This window comes from Desnuesiella massiliensis (assembly GCF_001403615.1).
Classification (GTDB): domain Bacteria; phylum Bacillota; class Clostridia; order Clostridiales; family Clostridiaceae; genus Desnuesiella; species Desnuesiella massiliensis.
On sequence record NZ_LN879456.1, the window covers coordinates 560,372 to 580,918 of the forward strand.

Sequence of the window (20,547 nt, forward strand, 5' to 3'; positions counted from 1 at the left end):
CCAAAAGATTTTTTTATTTTGATTATTATTTAAAATAAGTTATAATAATGTAGGGAAACAATTTCAATTGTTAGTTTGTATCTTGCCATAATATGGTGAATATTAAGATTATGGTAAGATACAAGCTAAGGGTATGCATTGTTTCCCTACAATTGTTTTAATCCTTTAATCTTATAGGAGAGATGAATAATATGAAAAAAGTAGAATTACTAGCTCCAGCGGGAAGTTTAGAAAGCTTATATGCAGCAATAAATGCTGGAGCAGATGCAGTATACATGGGCGGAAGTAAATTTTCTGCTAGAGCCTATGCATCAAACTTTAATAATGATGAGCTTGAAAAGGTAGTAGACTATTGCCATATCTATGGTGTTAAAGTATACATTACTTTAAATACATTAATAAAGGAAAAAGAAATTAAAGAGGCTTTAGAATATGCAAATTTCTTATATAGTATAGGTGTAGATGCATTGATAGTTCAAGATGCTGGACTTTCTTACTTAATAAAAAAGTACTTACCAAACTTAGAAATACATGCGTCCACTCAAATGACTGTTCATAATGGTGAAGCATGTTTATTTCTAAAGGATAAAGGCTTTGAAAGAATAGTTTTATCTAGGGAATTATCCTTACAGGATATAAAATATATATCTAAAGACTTAAATATTGAAACAGAGATATTTGTTCATGGAGCTTTATGTATTTGTTATTCTGGGCAATGTCTCATGAGTAGTATAATAGGAGGAAGAAGCGGAAATAGAGGAAGATGCGCTCAGCCCTGTAGGCTTCCCTATACTATCACAAATATAAAAGGTGACGTTAGTAGAAGTGCTTATCTATTAAGTCCAAAAGACATCTGCACTATAGATAACGTAGAGGATTTAGTTAATACAGGTACTTCTTCTTTTAAAATAGAAGGTAGAATGAAGCGTCCTGAATATGTAGCTGGTGTTGTAGAAAGCTATAAAAGAGCTATAGATAGCCACTACAATAAAGCTTTAGTTAATCTAGAAAGTGAAAATAGAAAATTGTTACAATTGTTCAATAGAGAAGGTTTCTCAAAGGCCTATCTATACAAGAATCAAGGAAAAGATATGATGGCAGCATCCTATCCTAAAAACACAGGAATATTCTTAGGAAAGATATTAAAGGATAATAGTATAGTACTAACCTGCGAAATTTCTCTTGGTGATGGTATAAGAAATGGAGATTCAGGCTTCACAGTATCCAAAATTATTAAGGACAATAAAGAGGTTTCTTCAGCCAAGAAAGGGGATAAGGTAAAATTATTTCCTTCAGCCTACAAAAAGGGGGATGAATTATATAAAACCCTAGATAATAATTTAATGAAAAGCTATGAAGAGCTATATAAAAATCCTTATTATAAAAAAATATATATTAAAGCTAATGTAGAATTTTTAATTAATAAGCCAATAAAAATTATAGCTTATTACAATAATAGAATATATGAAATTGAAGGAGATATAGTTCAAAAGGCTTTGAATAAACCTCTAGATAAGGACAAAATTGAGGAAAATATAAAAAAATTCTCAGATAGCCCCTTTAAAATAAATGAAATATCTTTTAACTCTTATGAACAGGGATTTTTACCAATATCTTCTGTTAATTCTTTGAGAAGAAAGATTATAGAAACTATTGAGAATGATGTAAAAATAATGTATAAAAGAAATAAGGGACAAATAATTCTAAAGGAAAAATCTTTAATAAGCAATAATTCCTTAAACTATATGATATCAGTATGCAGTAAGGAACAATTAAAAGCCCTTACAGATATGGAAGTTGAAAATATAATAGTTAATCCTTTTTTTAGATTTAAAGGAGCTATTAAGGAAGAGGATTTAGGTCATATTTCACAAGGGTATTTCTTAAAGGTACCTAATATATTAAAGGAAAGAGAACTAAAATATGTATGTAAAGTTATTGATAATAATAAATCTCTTATAAAAGGACTTGTTACTGCAAATTTAGGAATTATAAATATCTATAAAAATCAATTTAAAATAATTGGTGATTATAAGTTAAATATTTATAATAACCATAACCTAAATTTTTATAATGATTTACATTTAGCTTGTTTAAGCATAGAATTAAACAGCAAAGAAATAAAAGATTTTGCAGCAGTAAATAATAAAGCTCAAATGCTTATTTATGGTAGACCGGAGTTAATGATAAGCGAATATTGTCCTATTGGAAGTTTCATTGGAGAAAAATGCTCAGATAATAATTGTAAATTAGAATGTGAGAAGGATTTTTATCTTTTAAGAGATAGAAAAGGTGAAAACTTTATATTAAGAACAGATAAATTTTGTAGAAGTTATATATATAACCCTAGTGCTTTAAATTTATTGGGAGAAAAAAATGAGTTAATGAAAATGGGTATTAATTCTTTTAGGATAGACTTTATAGACGAAAACTATGAAGAAACTATTACTGTTCTTAAAAGTCTGCTCCTTAGTTCTGTAAACTTAAAACTAAATGCTTATACTAAGGGACATTATAAAAGAGGAGTAGAATAGACTAAAAATGAAGGGATAGAATTTTATGAATGAGAAGGCATTAAAGGTACTAGAATACAGCAAAATAAAAGATGAAATCAAGAAGTATGTAAATACTCAAGCTGCTAAAGAAGTTATAGACTCTCTAAAGCCCTATGATAATATTTATGAGGTGAGAGAGCATTTAAAAGAAACCCAAGAGGCATTAATGCTTTTAATGAAAAAGGGGAATCCGCCTTTTGAGGGGTTATATGATGTGCGAGAGCCTATAGGAAGAATTGAAAAAGGAGCTAGTGTACTTACAGGACAAATTTTAAAGATAGCTCAAATGTTAAGATGCGCTCGTAAATTTAAGGATTATATAAAGAGAAAAGAAGATGAAGAAGCTTTTCCTGTATTAGAGGATTTATGTGAAGGTATAGTGCCTTTAAAGAGATTGGAAGATGATATATTTAATATTATAATCAGCGAGGATGAGATTTCTGACAGAGCTAGTGAGAAATTATATAACATAAGAAGAAGCTTAAAGGAAAAAAATAGTTCTGTAAAGGATAAAGTGAATTCTATTATTAGATCAAATTCTAAATATTTACAGGATAATTTATATACCATGAGAGGAGATCGTTATGTAATTCCTGTAAAGGCAGAGCATAAAGGCTCTGTACCAGGGCTTGTACATGATCAAAGTTCCTCAGGAGCTACTTTATTCATTGAACCTATGAGTTTAGTTAATTTAAATAATGAGATAAAAGAGCTAATGCTAAAAGAAAAGGCAGAGATCGAGAGAATATTATCTGAACTATGCTTAAAGCTTTATAATAATATAGATATTGTAAAGAATGATTCTAGTATAGTTTGGGAATTAGATTTTATTTTTGCTAAGGCTAAGTATGCAAGCAGTATCAATGGAACAATTCCAATTATAAGCGATAATGGAATTATAGATATCATAGAGGGAAGGCATCCTTTAATAGAGCCTAAAAAGGTAGTATCTTCGGATATTTATCTTGGAAGAGAATTTACCTCCTTGGTTATTACTGGACCTAATACAGGGGGAAAAACTGTTACTCTTAAAACTGTGGGACTTTTACATTTAATGGGTATGAGTGGTATGCTTATACCTGCTAGAGAAAAATCTTGCATAGCATTTTTTAAAGAGGTTTTTGCAGATATAGGAGACGAGCAAAGCATTGAACAAAGCTTATCTACTTTTTCTTCACATATGACTAATATAGTAGACATAATGGATAAGGCTGATCACAATTCTTTAGTATTATTTGATGAATTGGGGGCTGGAACAGATCCTACAGAAGGGGCTGCTTTAGCAGTTTCTATATTAGAGACTTTAAGAAAAAGGAATTGCAAAATAGTAGCTACTACACACTATAGTGAGTTGAAAGCCTATGCTTTAAAGACCTCAGGGGTTGAAAATGCTTCTGTAGAGTTTGATGTTGAGACCTTAAGACCTACCTATAGATTATTGATAGGTATTCCTGGAAAGTCCAATGCTTTTGAGATCTCTAGAAGACTAGGATTGTCTGATGAAGTAATAGAAAATTCAAAGTCCTTGATTTCAAGTGATACTCTTAAGTTTGAGGATCTAATACAGAGCTTACAAGATAAAAGTATTAAGGCAGAAAAGGATGCTAGGGCTGCAGAAGTACTAAAGCTAGAAATGGAAAATTTAAAAGAAAAATATGAAGAAAAATTATACAATTTAAATAAAGCTAGAGAAAATACATTATATGAAGCTAGAAGAGAAGCTAAAAGCATAATAAAAGATGCTAAAGAAGAAGCGGATGATATATTAAAGAATATGAGAGAATTAGAGAAGCTAGGTTATTCTAGTGAGGCAAGACAACAGCTAGAAGAGCACAGAAAGACATTAAAAGAGAAGTTAGATAAAAGTAGTGAAGGCCAAACTTTTGTAAAACAAAATAAAAGCGATGAGATTAAAACTGTTAAATTAGGCATGGAACTATTTTTACCCTCATTGAACCAAAAGGTTATCGTACTTACTTTACCAGATAACAAAGGAGAACTACAGGTTCAGGCGGGAATCATGAAAATAAATGTTAAGCTAAAGGATTTAGCTAATACTTCCGAATCCACAAAGGAAAGCCGTAAGGCTTCTAAAAGAGAGGTTAAACTAAATTTAAGATCAGTAGCTACCTCTATAGATTTAAGGGGAATGGATTCAGAGGAAGCCTGGTATAATGTAGATAAATACCTTGATGAAGCTTATCTTGGAGGATTAAAAGAAGTTTCAATTATTCATGGAAAGGGTACTGGAGTTTTAAGGAAGTCAATTGCAGATATGCTTAAATCTCATCCTCATGTAAAGACTTTTAGGCTAGGAGCCTATGGTGAGGGTGGTAATGGAGTTACTGTGGTAGAATTAAGGTAAGGAGAGCTAATAATGATTTTAGTCAGCGCTTGTTTATGTGGAATTAATTGTAAATATAACGCCCGAAATAATTATAATGAAAATATATATAATTTGTTGGAAAAGGGAGAAGCAATACCTGTATGCCCGGAACAATTAGGAGGCTTAACAACTCCTAGAGCCTGTGCAGAAATTGTAGGCGGAGAAGGCAAGGATGTTTTACTGAATAAAGCTAAGGTGATGAATAAAGATTGCTTGGACCTTACAGGAAACTTTATAAAGGGGGCTATGGAAACTCTAAAAATAGCTAAGGCTTTAAAGGTTGAAAAGGCTATTTTAAAGTCTAATAGCCCTTCCTGTGGTAGGGGTATTATATATGATGGAAGTTTTTCAAATAAGAAAATTAAAGGTAATGGTGTCACTGCTGAACTTCTATTGCAAGAGGGCATAGAGGTTATAACAGAAGAAGATTTATAAAAAAGGGGGATTCTTATGAATTACAAAGATGTACTTAAAAATGCTAGAGAAAATTTGAATGGAAGCTGTAAGGTGTGCAAAGTATGTAATGGTATTGCCTGTGCAGGGGAGGTTCCAGGCATGGGTGGAAAAGGTACTGGAGAAGCCTTTTCTATAAATGTAGATGCTCTTGCTAGTTATAAATTAAATATGAGAGTTATGCATAATGCTAAAGACCCAGATACCTCGATTAATTTATTTGGAAAAGATATGAGATTACCTGTATTTGCTGCACCAGTTTCTGGTACTACATTAAATATGGGAGGAAAATTTACAGAAGAAGAGTATATTGATTGGGTAATATCAGGCTGTTTAGAAGGTGGAATCTTCCCTATGGTAGGAGATACTGCTGTAGATTCATTTCTTATAACAAATTTAAGTAAGCTTAGGGAACATGATGGAAAGGGTATTGCTATAATAAAGCCATGGAAAAATGACAGTGTTATAGAAAAAATTAAGCTTGCAGAAGAAGCAGGTGCTTTTGCGGTAGGTATGGATATAGACGCTGCAGGACTCATAACTCTTGCAATGCATGGAAAACCAGTAGGGCCAAAGACCGTAGAGGAAATTAAAGAGATTGTAAACAGTACAAAACTACCCTTTATATTAAAAGGTATAATGACTGTTGATGAAGCTTTATTAGCTGTGGAAGCAGGGGTAGATGCCATAGTAGTATCAAATCACGGAGGCAGAGTTTTAGATCAAACTCCTGGAGTGGCAGAGGTCCTTCCTAACATTGCTAGTAAAGTAAAAGGAAAGGTTAAGATTTTGGCTGATGGTGGAGTAAGAAGTGGAGTAGATGTACTGAAGATGTTAGCCTTAGGAGCAGATGCAGTTCTCATAGGAAGACCTTTTGTCACTGCATCCTTTGGAGGAGAAAAAGAAGGTGTTAAATTATATATAGATAATTTATACAATGACTTGAAGTCAGCTATGGTTTTAACTGGGTGTAATAACATAAAAGATATAGATTCTAGGATTATATATGATAATTTGTAATAAAATGTATTAAAAATGACTAGTTAGTGGAGTTGATGTATTTTTCACCCCTGGCTAGTTATTTTTTATTTAGAATAATGAAATATTGCATTCACTTTAGCAGAATAAATTGACAATGATATTTCATGTATTATACTAAAATTAGGACAATTTATAAAAAATTAAAAATATTCTATAATAGGGGGGACAAATGTGTTTAAAGAATTTAAAGAATTAGTGGAATTTGTAAAAAAAGAAAATGTAAAAATTATTGACTTTAAGGTAATTACCTTACCTGGAAGATGGAATCATTTATCTATTCCCGTAGAAAGATTAAGTGAAAGTCTTTTTGCAGATGGCATAGGTTTTGACGGATCTAGCTACGGATATTCCTCTATAGAAAACTCAGATATGTGTTTTATTCCTGATATGAGTACAGCCTTTATAGATCCTTATTGCAAAGTTAAGACTTTAAGTATGGTAGCTGATATACATACTATTGGAGATAGGTCAGGAAGATTTAGTGGTGACCCAAGATTTGTTTCAGAAAAAGCTGAAGATTATATGAGAAAGCTAGGTATAGCAGATGAATTCATTATAGGACCAGAATTTGAGTTTTATATTTTTGATAATATAAGTTTTGAAACAAAAAACAATCATCAAGAAGTAACCATTAATTCCAAGCAAGCTCCTTGGAGCAGAAATGATAAAGAGGAAAACTACGGATATAAAGTTCCTTTCCAGAAAGGCTATCACATAGGTCTCCCATATGATGTAAATAATGATTTAAGAAGTGAAATGAGCATTAAGCTTCAAGAGATGGGCATACCAGTAAAATATCATCACCATGAAGTAGGTGCTGCCGGACAGCTTGAAATAGAGGTGGAATTAGGCGAGATGAAAAAAATGGCCGACGCTACAATGATGGCTAAATATGTTATAAAAAATGAAGCTATTGCTAATGGTAAGACAGCTACTTTCATGCCAAAGCCTCTATTTGGAGAAGCAGGCAGCGGAATGCATGTTCATATGTTATTAAGAAAAAATGGACAAAATCTATTTTATGATAAGAATGGATATTCTCAATTAAGTAAAGATGCCATGTACTTTATTGGAGGAATACTAAAGCATGCTAAAGCATTGCTTGCATTTACTAATCCTTCAACAAATTCTTATAAAAGATTAGTACCAGGCTTTGAAGCTCCTGTATCTATATGCTTTGCTACAGGAAATAGAAGCTCAGTAATCAGGGTTCCTGGTTATGTAAAAGATCCTCAAAAGAGAAGATTTGAATTTAGATCCTCAGATGCTACAGCTAATCCTTATTTAGCTTATTCAGCACTATTAATGGCTGGTTTAGATGGAATAGTTAATAAAATCGATCCAGTGGATGCAGGATATGGCCCTATGGATATAAACGTTTTCAAATTATCTGAAGAAGAAAGAAATAAAATAGAAGCGCTACCTACATCATTAGATGAAGCTTTAAATGAACTAAAAAAAGATTATGAATTTTTAACCAGAGATGGTGTGTTTGATGAACACTTTATTAATAATTGGATCAAATACAAGTATGAAAAGGAACTTCTTAAAGTTTTCCCAGTACCATCGCCTGTGGAATACGAAATGTACTATGATCTATAAAACTAAGTTCGGGGGGGTATCATGATAAAAAATTTAGAACAATTATTAGAAAAAGTAAAGGTAAAAGAAAAAAGAACTCTTTCTGTGGCTGTGGCACAAGATAAAGAGGTTTTAAAAGCAGTAAGTGACGCCTGTAGTTTAGGTATTGTTGACGCTATTTTAGTAGGTGATGAAGCTAAAATAAAGTCAATTATTCATGACGAAAATCTAAACTTTGAAAATGTTAAAATCATTGATGAAAAAAATATTAATAAGGCTGCTGCAAAGGCAGTAGAGTTAGTAAGTTCAGGTAAGGCTCATTTTATAATGAAAGGATTATTAAATACAGCAGATTTACTTAAAGCTGTATTAAATAAAGAATATGGACTAAGAGGTAATAGTTTATTGTCTCATGTGATGCTATATAGTGTAAATAGCTATCATAAAGTTCTATTTCTAACTGATGGTGGAATGGTTCCATATCCAAATATAAGTGAAAAGGTTGAAATAATAAACAATGCTGTACTAGTAGCTAATAAACTAGGTATAGAAAAGCCCAAAGTAGCTCCTTTATGTGCTGTAGAAACTGTAAATCCTTCTATGCAAGCTACTATTGATGCCTCTATGCTTTCTCAAATGAATAAGAGAGGCCAGATAAAAAATTGTGTCATAGATGGACCATTAGCTTTAGACAATGCTGTTTCAAAGGAAGCTGCAGATCATAAGGGGATTATTAGTGATGTGGCTGGAGATAGTGATATTTTACTTGTACCTAATATAGAAGCAGGTAATTTATTAGGAAAGTCACTAACCTATTTCGCTATGGCAGAAAGCGCTGGAATAGTAGTAGGTGCAAAATGCCCTATTATATTAGTGTCTAGAGCAGATACTGCTAAGTCAAAACTATATTCTATAGCCTTAGGGGCACTAGTTATCTAGTAAACAAAGATAGGAGGAATTGTATTATGAAAGTTATAATGTCTGGAAATGAAGCCATTGCAAGAGGAGCCTATGAGGCAGGATGTAAAATAGCTGCTGCTTACCCAGGGACTCCAAGTACAGAAATACTAGAAAATTTCGCAACTTATGAAGGGGTATATGCTGAATGGGCTCCCAACGAAAAGGTTGGTTTTGAAGTTGCATCAGGAGCCTCTATCGGAGGAGCACGTAGTTTAACAACCATGAAGCATGTTGGGTTAAATGTGGCAGCAGATCCTCTATTTACCATGGCTTATGAAGGGGTAAATGGCGGCTTTGTTGTGGTTACTGCTGATGATCCAGGTATGCATTCTTCACAAAATGAGCAAGACAATAGGCTTTTTGCTCCCCATGCCAAAGTAGCATTAATTGAGCCTTCGGATTCTCAGGAATGTAAGGATTTTATGGCTGAAGCCTTTGATATAAGTGAGAGATTTGACACTGTAGTTTTATTTAGGACTACCACTAGAGTTTCTCATTCTAAGAGTGTAGTGGAATTAGGAGAAAAGAAAGAAAGTACTATTAAAGACTATTCAAAAAATATTGAGAAATACATTATGATACCAGCTCATGCGAGAAAAAAACATTATGAGGTAGAGGAAAGATTAAATAGATTAAAGGATTATTCAAATAGTTCACCTTTAAACAAAATGGAAATATTAGATGATTCCGTAGGAATAATAACTAGCGGCATAAGCTATAATTACGCAAAAGAAGTTTTTGGAGATAAAGTTTCTTATCTAAAGTTAGGTATGACTTATCCATTACCAGATAAGTTAATTAAAGAATTTGCTTCTAAGGTTAAAAAGTTATATATTATAGAAGAAAATGAACCTTATATAGAAAATGCTGTTAAGGTTATGGGAATTCCATGTGTGGGTAAAGAAATAATTCCTGTATGCGGAGAATTAAATCCTGAAATAATCAGAAAAGCAATCTTAAATCAGGAAGTTGATGCTAGCTACAGTGTCGACATAAAGGCTCCTTCTAGACCTCCTGTACTATGCCCAGGATGTCCTCACAGAGGAATATTCTATGCGGTTTCAAAATATAAGGATATTATATCTACTGGAGATATTGGTTGCTATACCCTTGGAATGATGGCGCCCCTTAATGTGACAGATACAGTTATTTGTATGGGTGCTTCAGTTTCAGCAGGACTTGGTATGCAAAAGGCTAGAAACATGGCTGGAGCAAATAATAAAGTATTTGCATTTATAGGAGACTCCACCTTCTTCCATTCAGGGATAACAGGATTGATTGATTCAGTTTATAATAATATTCCTATTGTAACTTGTATACTAGATAATAGGACTACAGGGATGACAGGACATCAGGAAAATCCAGGTACTGGAAAAACATTACAGGGAGAAGTTGCTCCTATGATAGATATTGAGCAATTAGTAATTTCTGTTGGAATTAAGAAAGAAAATCTTAGAGTAGTGGATCCTTATAACTTAAAAGAAACTGAAGAGGCAGTAAAAGCTGCACATAATAGCACTGAACCTTTTGTTATAATAACAAAACAGCCTTGTGCTCTAAAGAAAGAAGTTATTAAATATAGAGCAAATATGAAGTGTAGAATATTACCTGAAAAATGTAAGAAGTGTAAGGCTTGTTTAAGAACTGGATGTCCTGCTTTAAATTATAGGAATGGTGTAGTAAGCATTGATAAGAATATGTGTAATGGCTGTGAAATGTGTAAACAGGTTTGTAAATTTGGAGCAATAGAAAAGGTGGGTGAATAAAATGGGTAATACTAGAAGCATTTTATTTGTTGGTGTTGGTGGTCAAGGTACTATCTTAGCATCCAAAATATTAACAGAGGGATTATTAGAAGCTGGATTTGATGTAAAAATGTCTGAAGTACATGGTATGGCACAAAGAGGCGGCAGTGTAACCACTCAAGTTAGATTCGGAGAAAAAGTACATTCACCACTAATTGAGAAAGGTACAGCTGATGTTATAGTAGCCTTTGAAAAAAGCGAAGCTGCAAGATGGGTACCCTTCTTAAAAAAAGATGGAGCATTAGTAGTTAATGACTATGAAATTCATCCTGTAACGGTTTTAATTGGGCAAGAAAAATATCCTGAAAATATAAATGAGAACTTAGCCTCAGTAATAGAAAACATCAAAATAATTAACGCTGCTCATTTAGCCGAGGAACTAGGAAATATAAAAGCTCAAAATGTTATTTTATTAGGTGCTCTTATTAAGGCTTTGAAGTTAGAAAATATTAATTGGGATCAAATTATAGAGAAAAGTGTGCCAAGTAAAATTGTAGATTTGAATAAGCTAGCCTTGAGAAAAGGTATAGAGGCATAATAAAAAGTAGAGGATTTTTCCTCTACTTTTTTCTATTCGATGCTAATACGAACCGCATCTTCTTTTTTAACTACTTTTATATTATCAACCTTAGGATCCTCAGTTCCTTGTACATATAATCCTGCAGCTTTTAACTCCTGAACATAGTTTATTATATCCTGTGTTATTATTTCTCCTGGACATAATACAGGTATACCGGGAGGGTATGCTAATAAAAATTCTCCACTTATCATACCTACACTATCTTTTAATGGGATGGAAGTCTTATGGCTATTGAAAGCTTCTCTAGGAATAAGAACTTGCTGTGGAATAGGAGGTATATCTATAAAATCGGGCTTTTTGCTATTCTTTAAAGAATACTCTTCGCTAATTTCATTTAAGGCCTCTAACAATTTATCTATGCTTTCCTTTGTATCCCCAAAAGAACCAACAGCTAAAACATTGTATAAGTCTGAAAGCTCCATTTGTATGTGGTACTTATTAGATAATATCATATCTAAATCATAACCAGTAAGTCCTAGCTCTCTACTAGTAATTGTTATCTTAGTAGGATCAAAAGCATAAGCACCAGGCTTTCCAAGTATTTCTTCACCAAAACAAGAAAAACCAGGAATTTTATTTATTTCAGTTCTAGCATAATTTGCTAGAGCTATAGTTCTATCTAAAAGCTCTTTACCATGAAGGGCTATTTGGCGTCTAGCACAATCTAAAGATGCCATCAAAATGTATGATGGGGAAGTAGTTTGAAGTAAATTTAAAATTTGTTGTACTCTATGAGTGTCTATGTATTTAGACTTAACTTGCAATAAGGAACATTGAGTTAAAGCTCCTATGATTTTATGAGTACTTTGTGCACAAATATCAGCCCCTGCTTCCATAGCTGACATCGGCAAATTTTCATTAAACGCAAGGTGCGGACCATGAGCCTCATCTACGATTAATGGAATATTATAGCTATGAACTATATCAGCAATTCTTTTAATATCCGTAGCAACACCATAGTAAGTCGGATTAATTATTAGTACTGCCTTAGCATCAGGGTTTTCTCTTAATGTTTTTTCAACAGTTTCAGGGGTTACCCCGTGAGCAATTCCTACTTTTTTATCTAATTCAGGCTGCATATAAACTGGAACAGCACCACTTAAAATTATTCCTGCAGTTATAGATTTATGAACATTTCTAGGAATGATTATAGTATCCCCGGCATTTACTACAGACATAATCATAGCTTGTATAGCGCCAGATGTTCCATGAATAGAAAAAAAAGCAGCGTCTGATTTATAGGCATCAGCAGCTAATTCTTGAGCCTTTTTTATAGGACCTGTTGGATGATGTAAACTATCTACTAATTTAAAAACCGTAACGTCGATTTTAAAGGGATTCTCACCAATAAAATTTTTAAATTCTTCATCCATGCCTACACCTTTTTTATGTCCAGGTACATGAAATGGGATGGTTTCCCTGTTAACATATTCCATCAATGCGTCAAATAGAGGAGTCTCATTTTGATCATATTTATACACCTTGATATAGCACCTTCCTTCTTTAAAATTATATATTTAAACCGTTGATTTTCAGCGATTTTGAAGAGCTTTCTAAAAAACAATATAATTATAAGTTAAATAAATTTCAAATGCAATACCATATAAACAAATTATAATATTTATTTTTCATCAATAAAATACCCTGTTATATTTGCTAATTGAAATTCTTATATGAATAATATTCCCTCATTTAGACAATAATATTTTAACAGGAGGGATAAAAATGGAATTTTTAAAAGCTAATACAAGATTAAATAGCAGTAGACACTTTTCTAGAAGATTAAGACGCGAAGGAAAAATACCAGGGATTCTTTATGGTAAGGGTATGAATAATATAATGTTTGAAGTTGGTGAGTTAGATCTTAATAAGGAAGTACAGTGGAATGGTGAATACGGAAAGTTAAATATTAATTTAAATGGTGGAGATATAACAACTTTAATAAAAGAAGTTCAAAGAGATCCTGCTACAAATCAAATAATACATATTGATTTAGAAAAAATTCAAGAAGACGATTTAGTAGAGGCTGAAGTACCTATTGTTTTCGGTAATGAAAATAACATTGTTAAAAGTGGCGGAATAGTGCAAAAAGAAAAAGATAGTGTAAGAATTAAATGTAAAGCTAGTAATTTACCTAAATACCTAAATGCTTCCTTAACTAGAGGTAAAATAGGTACAGTAATTAGAGTTGAAGATTTGGAAGTAAGTGAGGAGATTTCTTTTGTAGATGATATTAAAGCCGTATTAGCATCTATAAGCTATGTAAGCATTAAAGACAAAGACGAAGGTGTAGAATAAGATATTTTTCACATTTTAAAAAAGCACTTTTGTGCTTTTTTTTATATATTTTTTGTAATAAAATACAAAAAGAGTGATGGAAATATTTGTAGGCTATAAAATATAAGTATTTTTTCCAGGATTTTTATAGTATAATATTTTTATTAGAACTTTACTAGGAGGAATGAACTATGACTTATAGCGAAAAATTGAGACATTGGTTAGAAGCAGAATTAATTGATGAACAAACAAAACAAGAGCTTAGAAGTTTAAAAGATGAAAAAGATATAGAAGATAGATTTTATAGAGACTTAGAATTCGGTACTGGTGGCTTAAGAGGTATAATTGGGGCTGGAAGTAATAGAATGAACATTTATACCGTAGGTAAAGTTACTCAGGGATTTGCTGACTTTTTAAATAAAAATTTTACTTCACCTTCCATTGCTATAGCTTATGATTCAAGAAATATGTCAGAAGAATTTGCTAAAGCTGCAGCTTTAAATCTCTGTGCAAACAACATTAAAGTTTATTTATTTGAAAGCTTAAGACCCACTCCAATGCTATCCTTTGCTGTAAGGCACTTAAAATGTAGTGCAGGAATAGTTATTACTGCATCTCATAATCCAAAACAGTATAATGGATATAAAGTATATGGAGAAGATGGTGGACAAGTAACTGATAATAAAGCAAAAGAAATTTTGAGCAATATAAATGAAATTCAAGATTTTTCTGATATAAAAAATATCACTGAGGAAGAAGCAATAAATAGAAAGCTACTATGCTATATAGGGGAAGATGTTGATAAAGAATATATTAATAGAGTAAAAGATTTATCTATAAGAAAAGATTTAATTAATGAAAAGGCAGAAGAACTAAACATTATTTATACACCAATTCATGGCTCTGGAAACATTCCTGTTAGAAGAGTTTTAAAGGAACAAGGTTATAAAAATGTTTTTGTAATTAAAGAACAAGAAATGCCAGATGGTAACTTTCCTACAGCTCCTTATCCAAACCCAGAAGAGCCAGAAGTATTTAAAATTGCATTAAAAGAAGCAGAAAAAATTAAAGCAGATATAATATTTGGTACAGATCCTGACTGTGATAGGATTGGTGTGGTAGTTAAGGATTCAAAAGGAGAATATAAGGTTTTAACTGGCAACCAAACTGGTATGCTGCTTACTCATTATATTTTGAGTTCACTAGAAGAGATGAATAAGATGCCCCAAAATGGAACGATAATAAAAACCATCGTTACTACGGATTCAGTTAGAAATATTGCAAAAGATTTTAATATAGAAGTATTAGATGTATTAACTGGCTTTAAATATATTGGAGAAAAAATAAAAGAATTCGAGGAAACTAAGGAAAAGTCCTATATTTTTGGTTTTGAAGAAAGCTTTGGATACCTTGCAGGAACCTTTGTAAGAGATAAAGATGCTGTAATTGCAGCTAGCCTGATATGTGAGATGACACTATATTATAAGTCTTTAGGTAAATCTCTAAATGAAGCTTTGGTAGATATTTATGAAAGATATGGATATTTTAAAGAAGAGCTGCTTTCCTTTGAACTAAAAGGTAAAGAAGGCCAAGAAAAAATATCAAAGTGTATTGAGTATTTGAGACATTCTATGAAACCTTCTATAAATGGAGTAAATATAATTAAAAAACTAGATTATAAAACAAGTATAGAGAAAGATCTAATAAATATTGAAGAAAAGATTATAGAATTGCCAAAATCTAATGTGTTAAAATTTGTGCTAGAGGATAATTCATGGTTTGTAGTAAGACCTTCTGGTACTGAGCCTAAAATGAAGATATACCTTGCGGTAAGGGGAATTAGTTTAAAGGATTCAGAAAATAAGATAAGTATGTTTAAAAATAGCGTAATGGAATTAATAGAGGAAGCATTTAATTATTAATATTATTTTAGTGCTTATTTGCAAAAACTTAGATTTCATTGTAATATAATATTGGAATCTATCCACCTATTTAGCAGTGGATAGATTTTCTCTGAACGGGCAAAAGAAAATCAATGATAGAGGTGTGTTAATGAGCGTTAAAATAGACTTAAGTGAAAAATTAAAGAACATTATTTTTATTGAAATTAAAGATATAAGTATTTTAACTTCAGTATTAAAACCTGATTCAAGTTTTATAAAACATTTAAATGATAATAAACAGGAATTGTTTTTGCCTATTGATACAAAATTTATAACAAATAAAATTAGTAAAACTAAGGATTTTAATAATATACCTTTTAGTGAGATATTTTATGCTATGTTCTACTGTATTAGTTTAAATGAGGAATTTAAATATAATAATTTATATAAAAAGTTACTTGAAGAAAGCAAAAATGGTATTGTATTTTTGAAAAGTAAAATAGCAGAAAATATAAAGAATAATAATTTAGAGGAAGCCTATATATTAATGAAGGTTTTAGTGCAGATACAAGGAGACGAAGAAGCGTTAGAAAAAATAGTTTGCATATGTGATTCCTTGAGAAAAAAGAATAGATTCTATGAAGAAGAAGAGTTAGATTATATTCAAAAATTAATTCAAATGAGAAATTATGCTCTACCTTATTTGTATCTATCTTCTATATATTTTGATAACAATGAATTTGAATTATCTTTAATAAATTTAAACTTATATTTTGAAAAAGGCGGCAAAGAGGATAAACTTATATTAGAGCTTAAAAATAAGTTATTATTTAAGGTAGATTATAATAAAGCAAAAGAAATATTATATGATAAACCTATAGAAGCCTTAAAATTATTTCTAAAATTACTAGAAGAAGAGGAAGAAGATCCTCTTTTGTATTATTATATTGCTATAGCATATAGAATAATAGGAAATCATGAAAAAGCCATTTATTATTTAAATGAATCCTTGTCTATAGAAAGTAATTACGTAGAAGTATTTAATGAGTTAGGTTTAAACCATGCTTGTATTAGAGATTTTAATAGGGCTCTAAACTACTTTAAAAAAGCTTTTGAGGCTATAAAAACTGTTGAAATATGCACAAATATAATCATGTGCCATCTAGAGTTAAATCATAGAGAGGAAGCTATGTCTTATCTAAAAATAGCTAAAAGCATTGATGCAGAGGATGAGATAGTTTTACAGTTAGAAAAAATATTAAAAGAATAATAGATATTTTTATTATAAATGAATAAAAATATAAATAGATTTTATAAATCTAGAAAAAATAGTGCACTTAAAGGAGGATAATAAAATGAAGGTTAAAAAGGCTATAATTCCTGCAGCAGGCCTAGGAACTAGATTTCTGCCTGCTACTAAAGCACAGCCCAAGGAGATGCTGCCTATAGTAGATAAACCTACAATTCAATATATAATAGAGGAAGCTGTTGCTTCGGGAATAGAGGAAATTTTAATAATAACCGGAAGAAATAAAAGAGCTATTGAAGATCACTTTGATAAATCTGTTGAACTGGAACAGGAATTGGAAAATACAGGTAAGGATGAGCTTTTACAACTAGTAAAGGACATCTCTAATATGGCGAACATACACTACATTAGGCAAAAGGAACCAAGAGGATTAGGGCATGCTATTGCCTGTGCAAGAACTTTTGTTGGTAATGAACCTTTTGCCGTAATGCTTGGGGATGATGTAGTCGATAGCAAGGTTCCTTGTTTAAAACAGTTAATAGAGTGTTTTAATGAATTTAAAACCACTATTTTAGGTGTCCAAGAGGTGCCATTAAAGGATGTTTCAAAATATGGCATTGTTAAGGGTATACATATTGAAGATAGAATATATAAGGTAAAGGATTTAGTCGAAAAGCCAAAAGTTGAAGAAGCACCATCAAATGTAGCAATATTGGGAAGATACATTATTACTCCACAGATTTTTGATATTCTTGATAATACTAAACCAGGAAAAGGTGGAGAAATACAGCTTACAGATGCTTTAAAACAATTAATAACCAATGAGGCCATGTATGCATACAATTTTGAGGGACGAAGATATGATGTAGGTGATAAACAAGGATTCTTAGAAGCAAGTATTGAGTTTGCTCTTAAAAGAGAAGACTTAAAAGAAAGCTTTATTAAATACTTACTTACCATAAAATATAAAGATGAGTTTAGAGAATTATATGAATTAGTATCATCGCAAAATAAAAATTCTATAGAATAGAATTTATCTATATACTGAATATAGAATTGGGTGAGTTATCCAGTGTTATGAAAATAACAAATGTTAACTTTACAGAAACGCACTGATTTTAAGCTATCAGTGCGCTTTATTTTTATCGCCATATACAAGGAATAAAGGAATAAATAAATTGACTTAGAAAAATTTAGAGTGTACAATAATCTAAGGAAAACTAGAACTTAATAGAGGTGCTAATATGAAAAACAAATCCTTTGTTACGGAAATATTTAAAATTGGAACATATTTTATTGATGTTATAATAATATTGTTATCTGTTTATCTATCTTTTATGTTAAAATTTGATTTTCAACCTCCAGCGTTTAATTTGGAACCATTTTTTGATGTGATTCCTTTTATAGCTATTGCCTATTTAATTTTTATGTACGTATATGGATTGAATGATATTTTAAAAAAAGGTCTAGGAGAAATTATTTATTCTATTACCCTCACAATTCTTTCTCTATTTGTTACTACGGCCTTTATAACCTTTTTTGCCAGAGGTTTTGCTTATCCAAGAAGTGTACTGATAATTAGCTCCTTTGTACAATTTTTATTTCTATGTTTATGGAGAATTATAGTCTGGAAAGTGAAGAGAAGAGCTCATGGTATTAAAGATGCCTTAATTGTAGGAGAAAAGTCTTTAGAGGATTTAACCAAGAAGATATTAATAAAGCAAAAGGATCTGTATAATATTAGGTATATATGCAATGGTAAAGCTAATGATTTAAATAGATATTTAGACAATGTAGAAGTGGTTTTTATATGCAGCGATGTAGAGCATAATATAAAATCTGAAATAGTAGATAGATGTTTAAGTGATAGGAAGAGTATTTATATAATTCCAGATATCTATGAGATTGCTATCTTAAATTCAAAATTAAATAGAGCAGATGATATACCTATGTTTAAAGTTCAAAAGTTGGGCCTTACCTTTGAACAGAGATTTTTCAAAAGAATTATCGATATTGTGATCTCATTAATAGGAATTATTTTGACTAGTCCTATTATGATATTTTGTGCTTTAGCAATAAAAATAAAAGATGGCGGAACCATTTTTTACAAACAAGAGAGAGTTACAGAGGAGGAAAGAACCTTTAATGTTCTTAAATTTAGAACTATGGTAATGAATGCTGAGAAGCTAACAGGACCTGTTCTGGCAGGAGAAGATGACCCTAGAATAACTAAGCTGGGGAAAATAATGCGTGCTACTAGAATGGATGAGTTACCTCAATTCTTCAATATACTCAGTGGAGATATGAGTGTTGTTGGACCTAGGCCTGAACGTCCATTTTTCGTAGAAAAATTTAAGCAAGAAATACCTGATTATAAATATAGAACTATAGTTAAGGCAGGTCTTACAGGGTTGGCGCAGGTTTTAGGTAAGTATAGTACAACTCCTGAAGACAAGGTTAGATATGATATAATTTATATAAAAAATTATTCTATATTAATGGATTTAAAGCTCATTCTTCAGACTATTAAAATTATGTTTATGAAAGAAAGCTCTGCTGGCTTAAAGGATGAACAAAATCTAAATGAACTAATTGAAAAAGAGAATGCTGAAATTGTAATAGATAAGGATTAGATAAGATATTAAGCTAGCTTAATATCTTGTTTTATTACTAAGTTTAGAAGGAGGTAAAGAAGATGAAGAGACTTGCTTATGTAATAACCCAGTCAGAAATGGGAGGTGCTCAAAAGAGTATTCTTCTTTTATGTGAGTATTTAAAAAACCAGTATGAAATTACTGTATATTCTGCACCAGGTGGGGCTTTTATAGATGAGCTTAAAAATCTAGGAATAAAGCATATAAGTGTAGAGTCTATGGTTAGAGAAATTAATCCTAAAGAGGATTTAAGGGCATATAAGTTTTTGTTTAAAGAATTTAAGAATAATAATTATGATATAGTACATTGTCATAGCTCTAAAGCGGGAATATTAGCTAGGGAAGCAGCTCACAAAGCTAAAATTAAGAATATTATATATACCGCTCATGGCTTTGTATTTAATGAACCTATGAGTACGCTAAAAAAAAGTATATATAAGTTTTTAGAGAAATATGAGGCTAAAAAAACAAATCACTTAATATGTGTAGATTCTAATGACGTAACCATAGCTAAAAATATGGGTATGAGGCCTAAGGATGATTTAGTATATATACCTAATGGCATAGATTTTAATGGTAGTGACTCTAATAAAATTAAGAATGATATTTTTACTTTTGGTCTTGTGGCAAACTTCTATGAAACAAAGGGTCATAGATATCTTATCGAAGCCTTTAATGAATTTATCCAAGAAGGCTATAATGGGAGATTATTGCTTATAGGTGATGGAATCTTAAGGGCTGATATGGAAGAACTATCAAAAGATAATAATAATATAAAATTTATGGGATATCGAAGCAATGGTATGGAACTTATGAAAGGCTTTGATTGTTTTATATTATCTTCGATAAAGGAAGGCTTTCCTTTTGTAATATTAGAAGCCATAAAAAATAAAGTGCCTATAATAGCTACTAAGGTAGGGGCAGTTCCTAATATTTTAGAAAATGGTAAATTGGGAATACTCATAGATAAAGGAGATGTAAAGGCTTTAAAAAAGGCAATGATAACTGCAGTAAAAGATGTTGAAGCCTTAAACCATAAGGCTGAGTTAGCATATATAAGTTGCAAGGAAAAGTATTCAATTGATACTATGATAAAAGAAACAAAGAACTTATATAGTTAGGA

General features: G+C 31.2%; 15 protein-coding genes. 14 read left to right on the forward strand and 1 reads right to left on the reverse strand.

What is annotated here, in order from left to right; all coding sequences use genetic code 11:
• The first annotated feature begins 191 nt into the window (after nucleotides 1–191).
• From BN2665_RS13395 to BN2665_RS13430, 8 genes are all read left to right on the forward strand, one after another.
• The gene (locus tag BN2665_RS13395; protein WP_055667608.1) at nucleotides 192–2,534 is read left to right on the forward strand and encodes a U32 family peptidase; all 2,343 of its coding nucleotides are present in this window, start codon (nucleotides 192–194) and stop codon (nucleotides 2,532–2,534) included.
• Between the two features lie 25 nt (nucleotides 2,535–2,559).
• The gene (locus tag BN2665_RS13400; protein WP_055667609.1) at nucleotides 2,560–4,920 is read left to right on the forward strand and encodes an endonuclease MutS2; all 2,361 of its coding nucleotides are present in this window, start codon (nucleotides 2,560–2,562) and stop codon (nucleotides 4,918–4,920) included.
• Between the two features lie 12 nt (nucleotides 4,921–4,932).
• A complete protein-coding gene (locus BN2665_RS13405; RefSeq protein WP_055667610.1) occupies nucleotides 4,933–5,376 on the forward strand; it encodes a 2-thiouracil desulfurase family protein in 444 nt (147 codons plus the stop codon).
• Between the two features lie 15 nt (nucleotides 5,377–5,391).
• On the forward strand, nucleotides 5,392–6,414 hold the full coding sequence (locus BN2665_RS13410) for an alpha-hydroxy-acid oxidizing protein (protein WP_055667611.1): 1,023 nt from the start codon (nucleotides 5,392–5,394) through the stop codon (nucleotides 6,412–6,414).
• A 192-nt stretch (nucleotides 6,415–6,606) separates the two neighbouring features.
• Nucleotides 6,607–8,037 carry a type I glutamate--ammonia ligase gene (glnA, locus tag BN2665_RS13415; protein ID WP_055667612.1) on the forward strand — a complete coding sequence of 477 codons (1,431 nt, stop codon included), beginning with the start codon at nucleotides 6,607–6,609 and terminating at the stop codon, nucleotides 8,035–8,037.
• A gap of 21 nt (nucleotides 8,038–8,058) precedes the next feature.
• Entirely contained in the window at nucleotides 8,059–8,955 is an 897-nt protein-coding gene (locus tag BN2665_RS13420) for a phosphate butyryltransferase (protein ID WP_055667613.1), read from the forward strand.
• 26 nt (nucleotides 8,956–8,981) lie between these two features.
• Complete coding sequence (gene iorA / locus BN2665_RS13425) at nucleotides 8,982–10,742, forward strand: indolepyruvate ferredoxin oxidoreductase subunit alpha (RefSeq protein ID WP_055667614.1); 1,761 nt, start codon at nucleotides 8,982–8,984, stop codon at nucleotides 10,740–10,742.
• A 1-nt stretch (nucleotide 10,743) separates the two neighbouring features.
• The gene (locus BN2665_RS13430) at nucleotides 10,744–11,319 is read left to right on the forward strand and encodes an indolepyruvate oxidoreductase subunit beta (RefSeq protein ID WP_055667615.1); all 576 of its coding nucleotides are present in this window, start codon (nucleotides 10,744–10,746) and stop codon (nucleotides 11,317–11,319) included.
• 32 nt (nucleotides 11,320–11,351) lie between these two features.
• Here the strand turns inward: BN2665_RS13430 and BN2665_RS13435 are convergent, their stop codons facing one another.
• Entirely contained in the window at nucleotides 11,352–12,842 is a 1,491-nt protein-coding gene (locus BN2665_RS13435; protein ID WP_055667616.1) for an aminotransferase class I/II-fold pyridoxal phosphate-dependent enzyme, read from the reverse strand.
• Between the two features lie 244 nt (nucleotides 12,843–13,086).
• Here BN2665_RS13435 and BN2665_RS13440 point away from each other — a divergent pair, with 244 nt between their 5' ends.
• The 6 genes from BN2665_RS13440 to BN2665_RS13465 all read left to right on the forward strand — a co-directional run bounded on the left by BN2665_RS13440 (nucleotide 13,087) and on the right by BN2665_RS13465 (nucleotide 20,545).
• Complete coding sequence (locus BN2665_RS13440; RefSeq protein WP_055667617.1) at nucleotides 13,087–13,659, forward strand: 50S ribosomal protein L25; 573 nt, start codon at nucleotides 13,087–13,089, stop codon at nucleotides 13,657–13,659.
• 170 nt (nucleotides 13,660–13,829) lie between these two features.
• Nucleotides 13,830–15,560 (forward strand): phospho-sugar mutase, encoded by a 1,731-nt coding sequence (locus tag BN2665_RS13445; RefSeq protein WP_055667618.1) that lies wholly within the window; start codon nucleotides 13,830–13,832, stop codon nucleotides 15,558–15,560.
• 130 nt (nucleotides 15,561–15,690) lie between these two features.
• The gene (locus BN2665_RS13450) at nucleotides 15,691–16,791 is read left to right on the forward strand and encodes a tetratricopeptide repeat protein (protein ID WP_055667619.1); all 1,101 of its coding nucleotides are present in this window, start codon (nucleotides 15,691–15,693) and stop codon (nucleotides 16,789–16,791) included.
• An 85-nt stretch (nucleotides 16,792–16,876) separates the two neighbouring features.
• Nucleotides 16,877–17,800: a UTP--glucose-1-phosphate uridylyltransferase GalU gene (galU, locus tag BN2665_RS13455; protein ID WP_055667620.1), complete on the forward strand. Its 924-nt coding sequence runs from the start codon at nucleotides 16,877–16,879 to the stop codon at nucleotides 17,798–17,800.
• 214 nt (nucleotides 17,801–18,014) lie between these two features.
• A complete protein-coding gene (locus tag BN2665_RS13460) occupies nucleotides 18,015–19,403 on the forward strand; it encodes a sugar transferase (RefSeq protein ID WP_055667621.1) in 1,389 nt (462 codons plus the stop codon).
• Between the two features lie 62 nt (nucleotides 19,404–19,465).
• Nucleotides 19,466–20,545 (forward strand): glycosyltransferase family 4 protein, encoded by a 1,080-nt coding sequence (locus BN2665_RS13465; protein WP_055667622.1) that lies wholly within the window; start codon nucleotides 19,466–19,468, stop codon nucleotides 20,543–20,545.
• The last annotated feature ends 2 nt before the right edge of the window (nucleotides 20,546–20,547 follow it).

Excerpts from the sequence above, each read along its gene's own strand:
- BN2665_RS13460 (WP_055667621.1), top strand. The coding sequence starts at position 18,015 with ATGAAAAACAAATCCTTTGTTACGGAAATATTTAAAATTGGAACATAT.
- BN2665_RS13420 (WP_055667613.1), top strand. The coding sequence starts at position 8,059 with ATGATAAAAAATTTAGAACAATTATTAGAAAAAGTAAAGGTAAAAGAA.
- BN2665_RS13395 (WP_055667608.1), top strand. The coding sequence starts at position 192 with ATGAAAAAAGTAGAATTACTAGCTCCAGCGGGAAGTTTAGAAAGCTTA.
- BN2665_RS13410 (WP_055667611.1), top strand. The coding sequence starts at position 5,392 with ATGAATTACAAAGATGTACTTAAAAATGCTAGAGAAAATTTGAATGGA.
- iorA (WP_055667614.1), top strand. The coding sequence starts at position 8,982 with ATGAAAGTTATAATGTCTGGAAATGAAGCCATTGCAAGAGGAGCCTAT.
- BN2665_RS13445 (WP_055667618.1), top strand. The coding sequence starts at position 13,830 with ATGACTTATAGCGAAAAATTGAGACATTGGTTAGAAGCAGAATTAATT.
- BN2665_RS13430 (WP_055667615.1), top strand. The coding sequence starts at position 10,744 with ATGGGTAATACTAGAAGCATTTTATTTGTTGGTGTTGGTGGTCAAGGT.
- BN2665_RS13400 (WP_055667609.1), top strand. The coding sequence starts at position 2,560 with ATGAATGAGAAGGCATTAAAGGTACTAGAATACAGCAAAATAAAAGAT.
- BN2665_RS13440 (WP_055667617.1), top strand. The coding sequence starts at position 13,087 with ATGGAATTTTTAAAAGCTAATACAAGATTAAATAGCAGTAGACACTTT.
- galU (WP_055667620.1), top strand. The coding sequence starts at position 16,877 with ATGAAGGTTAAAAAGGCTATAATTCCTGCAGCAGGCCTAGGAACTAGA.
- BN2665_RS13465 (WP_055667622.1), top strand. The coding sequence starts at position 19,466 with ATGAAGAGACTTGCTTATGTAATAACCCAGTCAGAAATGGGAGGTGCT.
- BN2665_RS13405 (WP_055667610.1), top strand. The coding sequence starts at position 4,933 with ATGATTTTAGTCAGCGCTTGTTTATGTGGAATTAATTGTAAATATAAC.
- BN2665_RS13450 (WP_055667619.1), top strand. The coding sequence starts at position 15,691 with ATGAGCGTTAAAATAGACTTAAGTGAAAAATTAAAGAACATTATTTTT.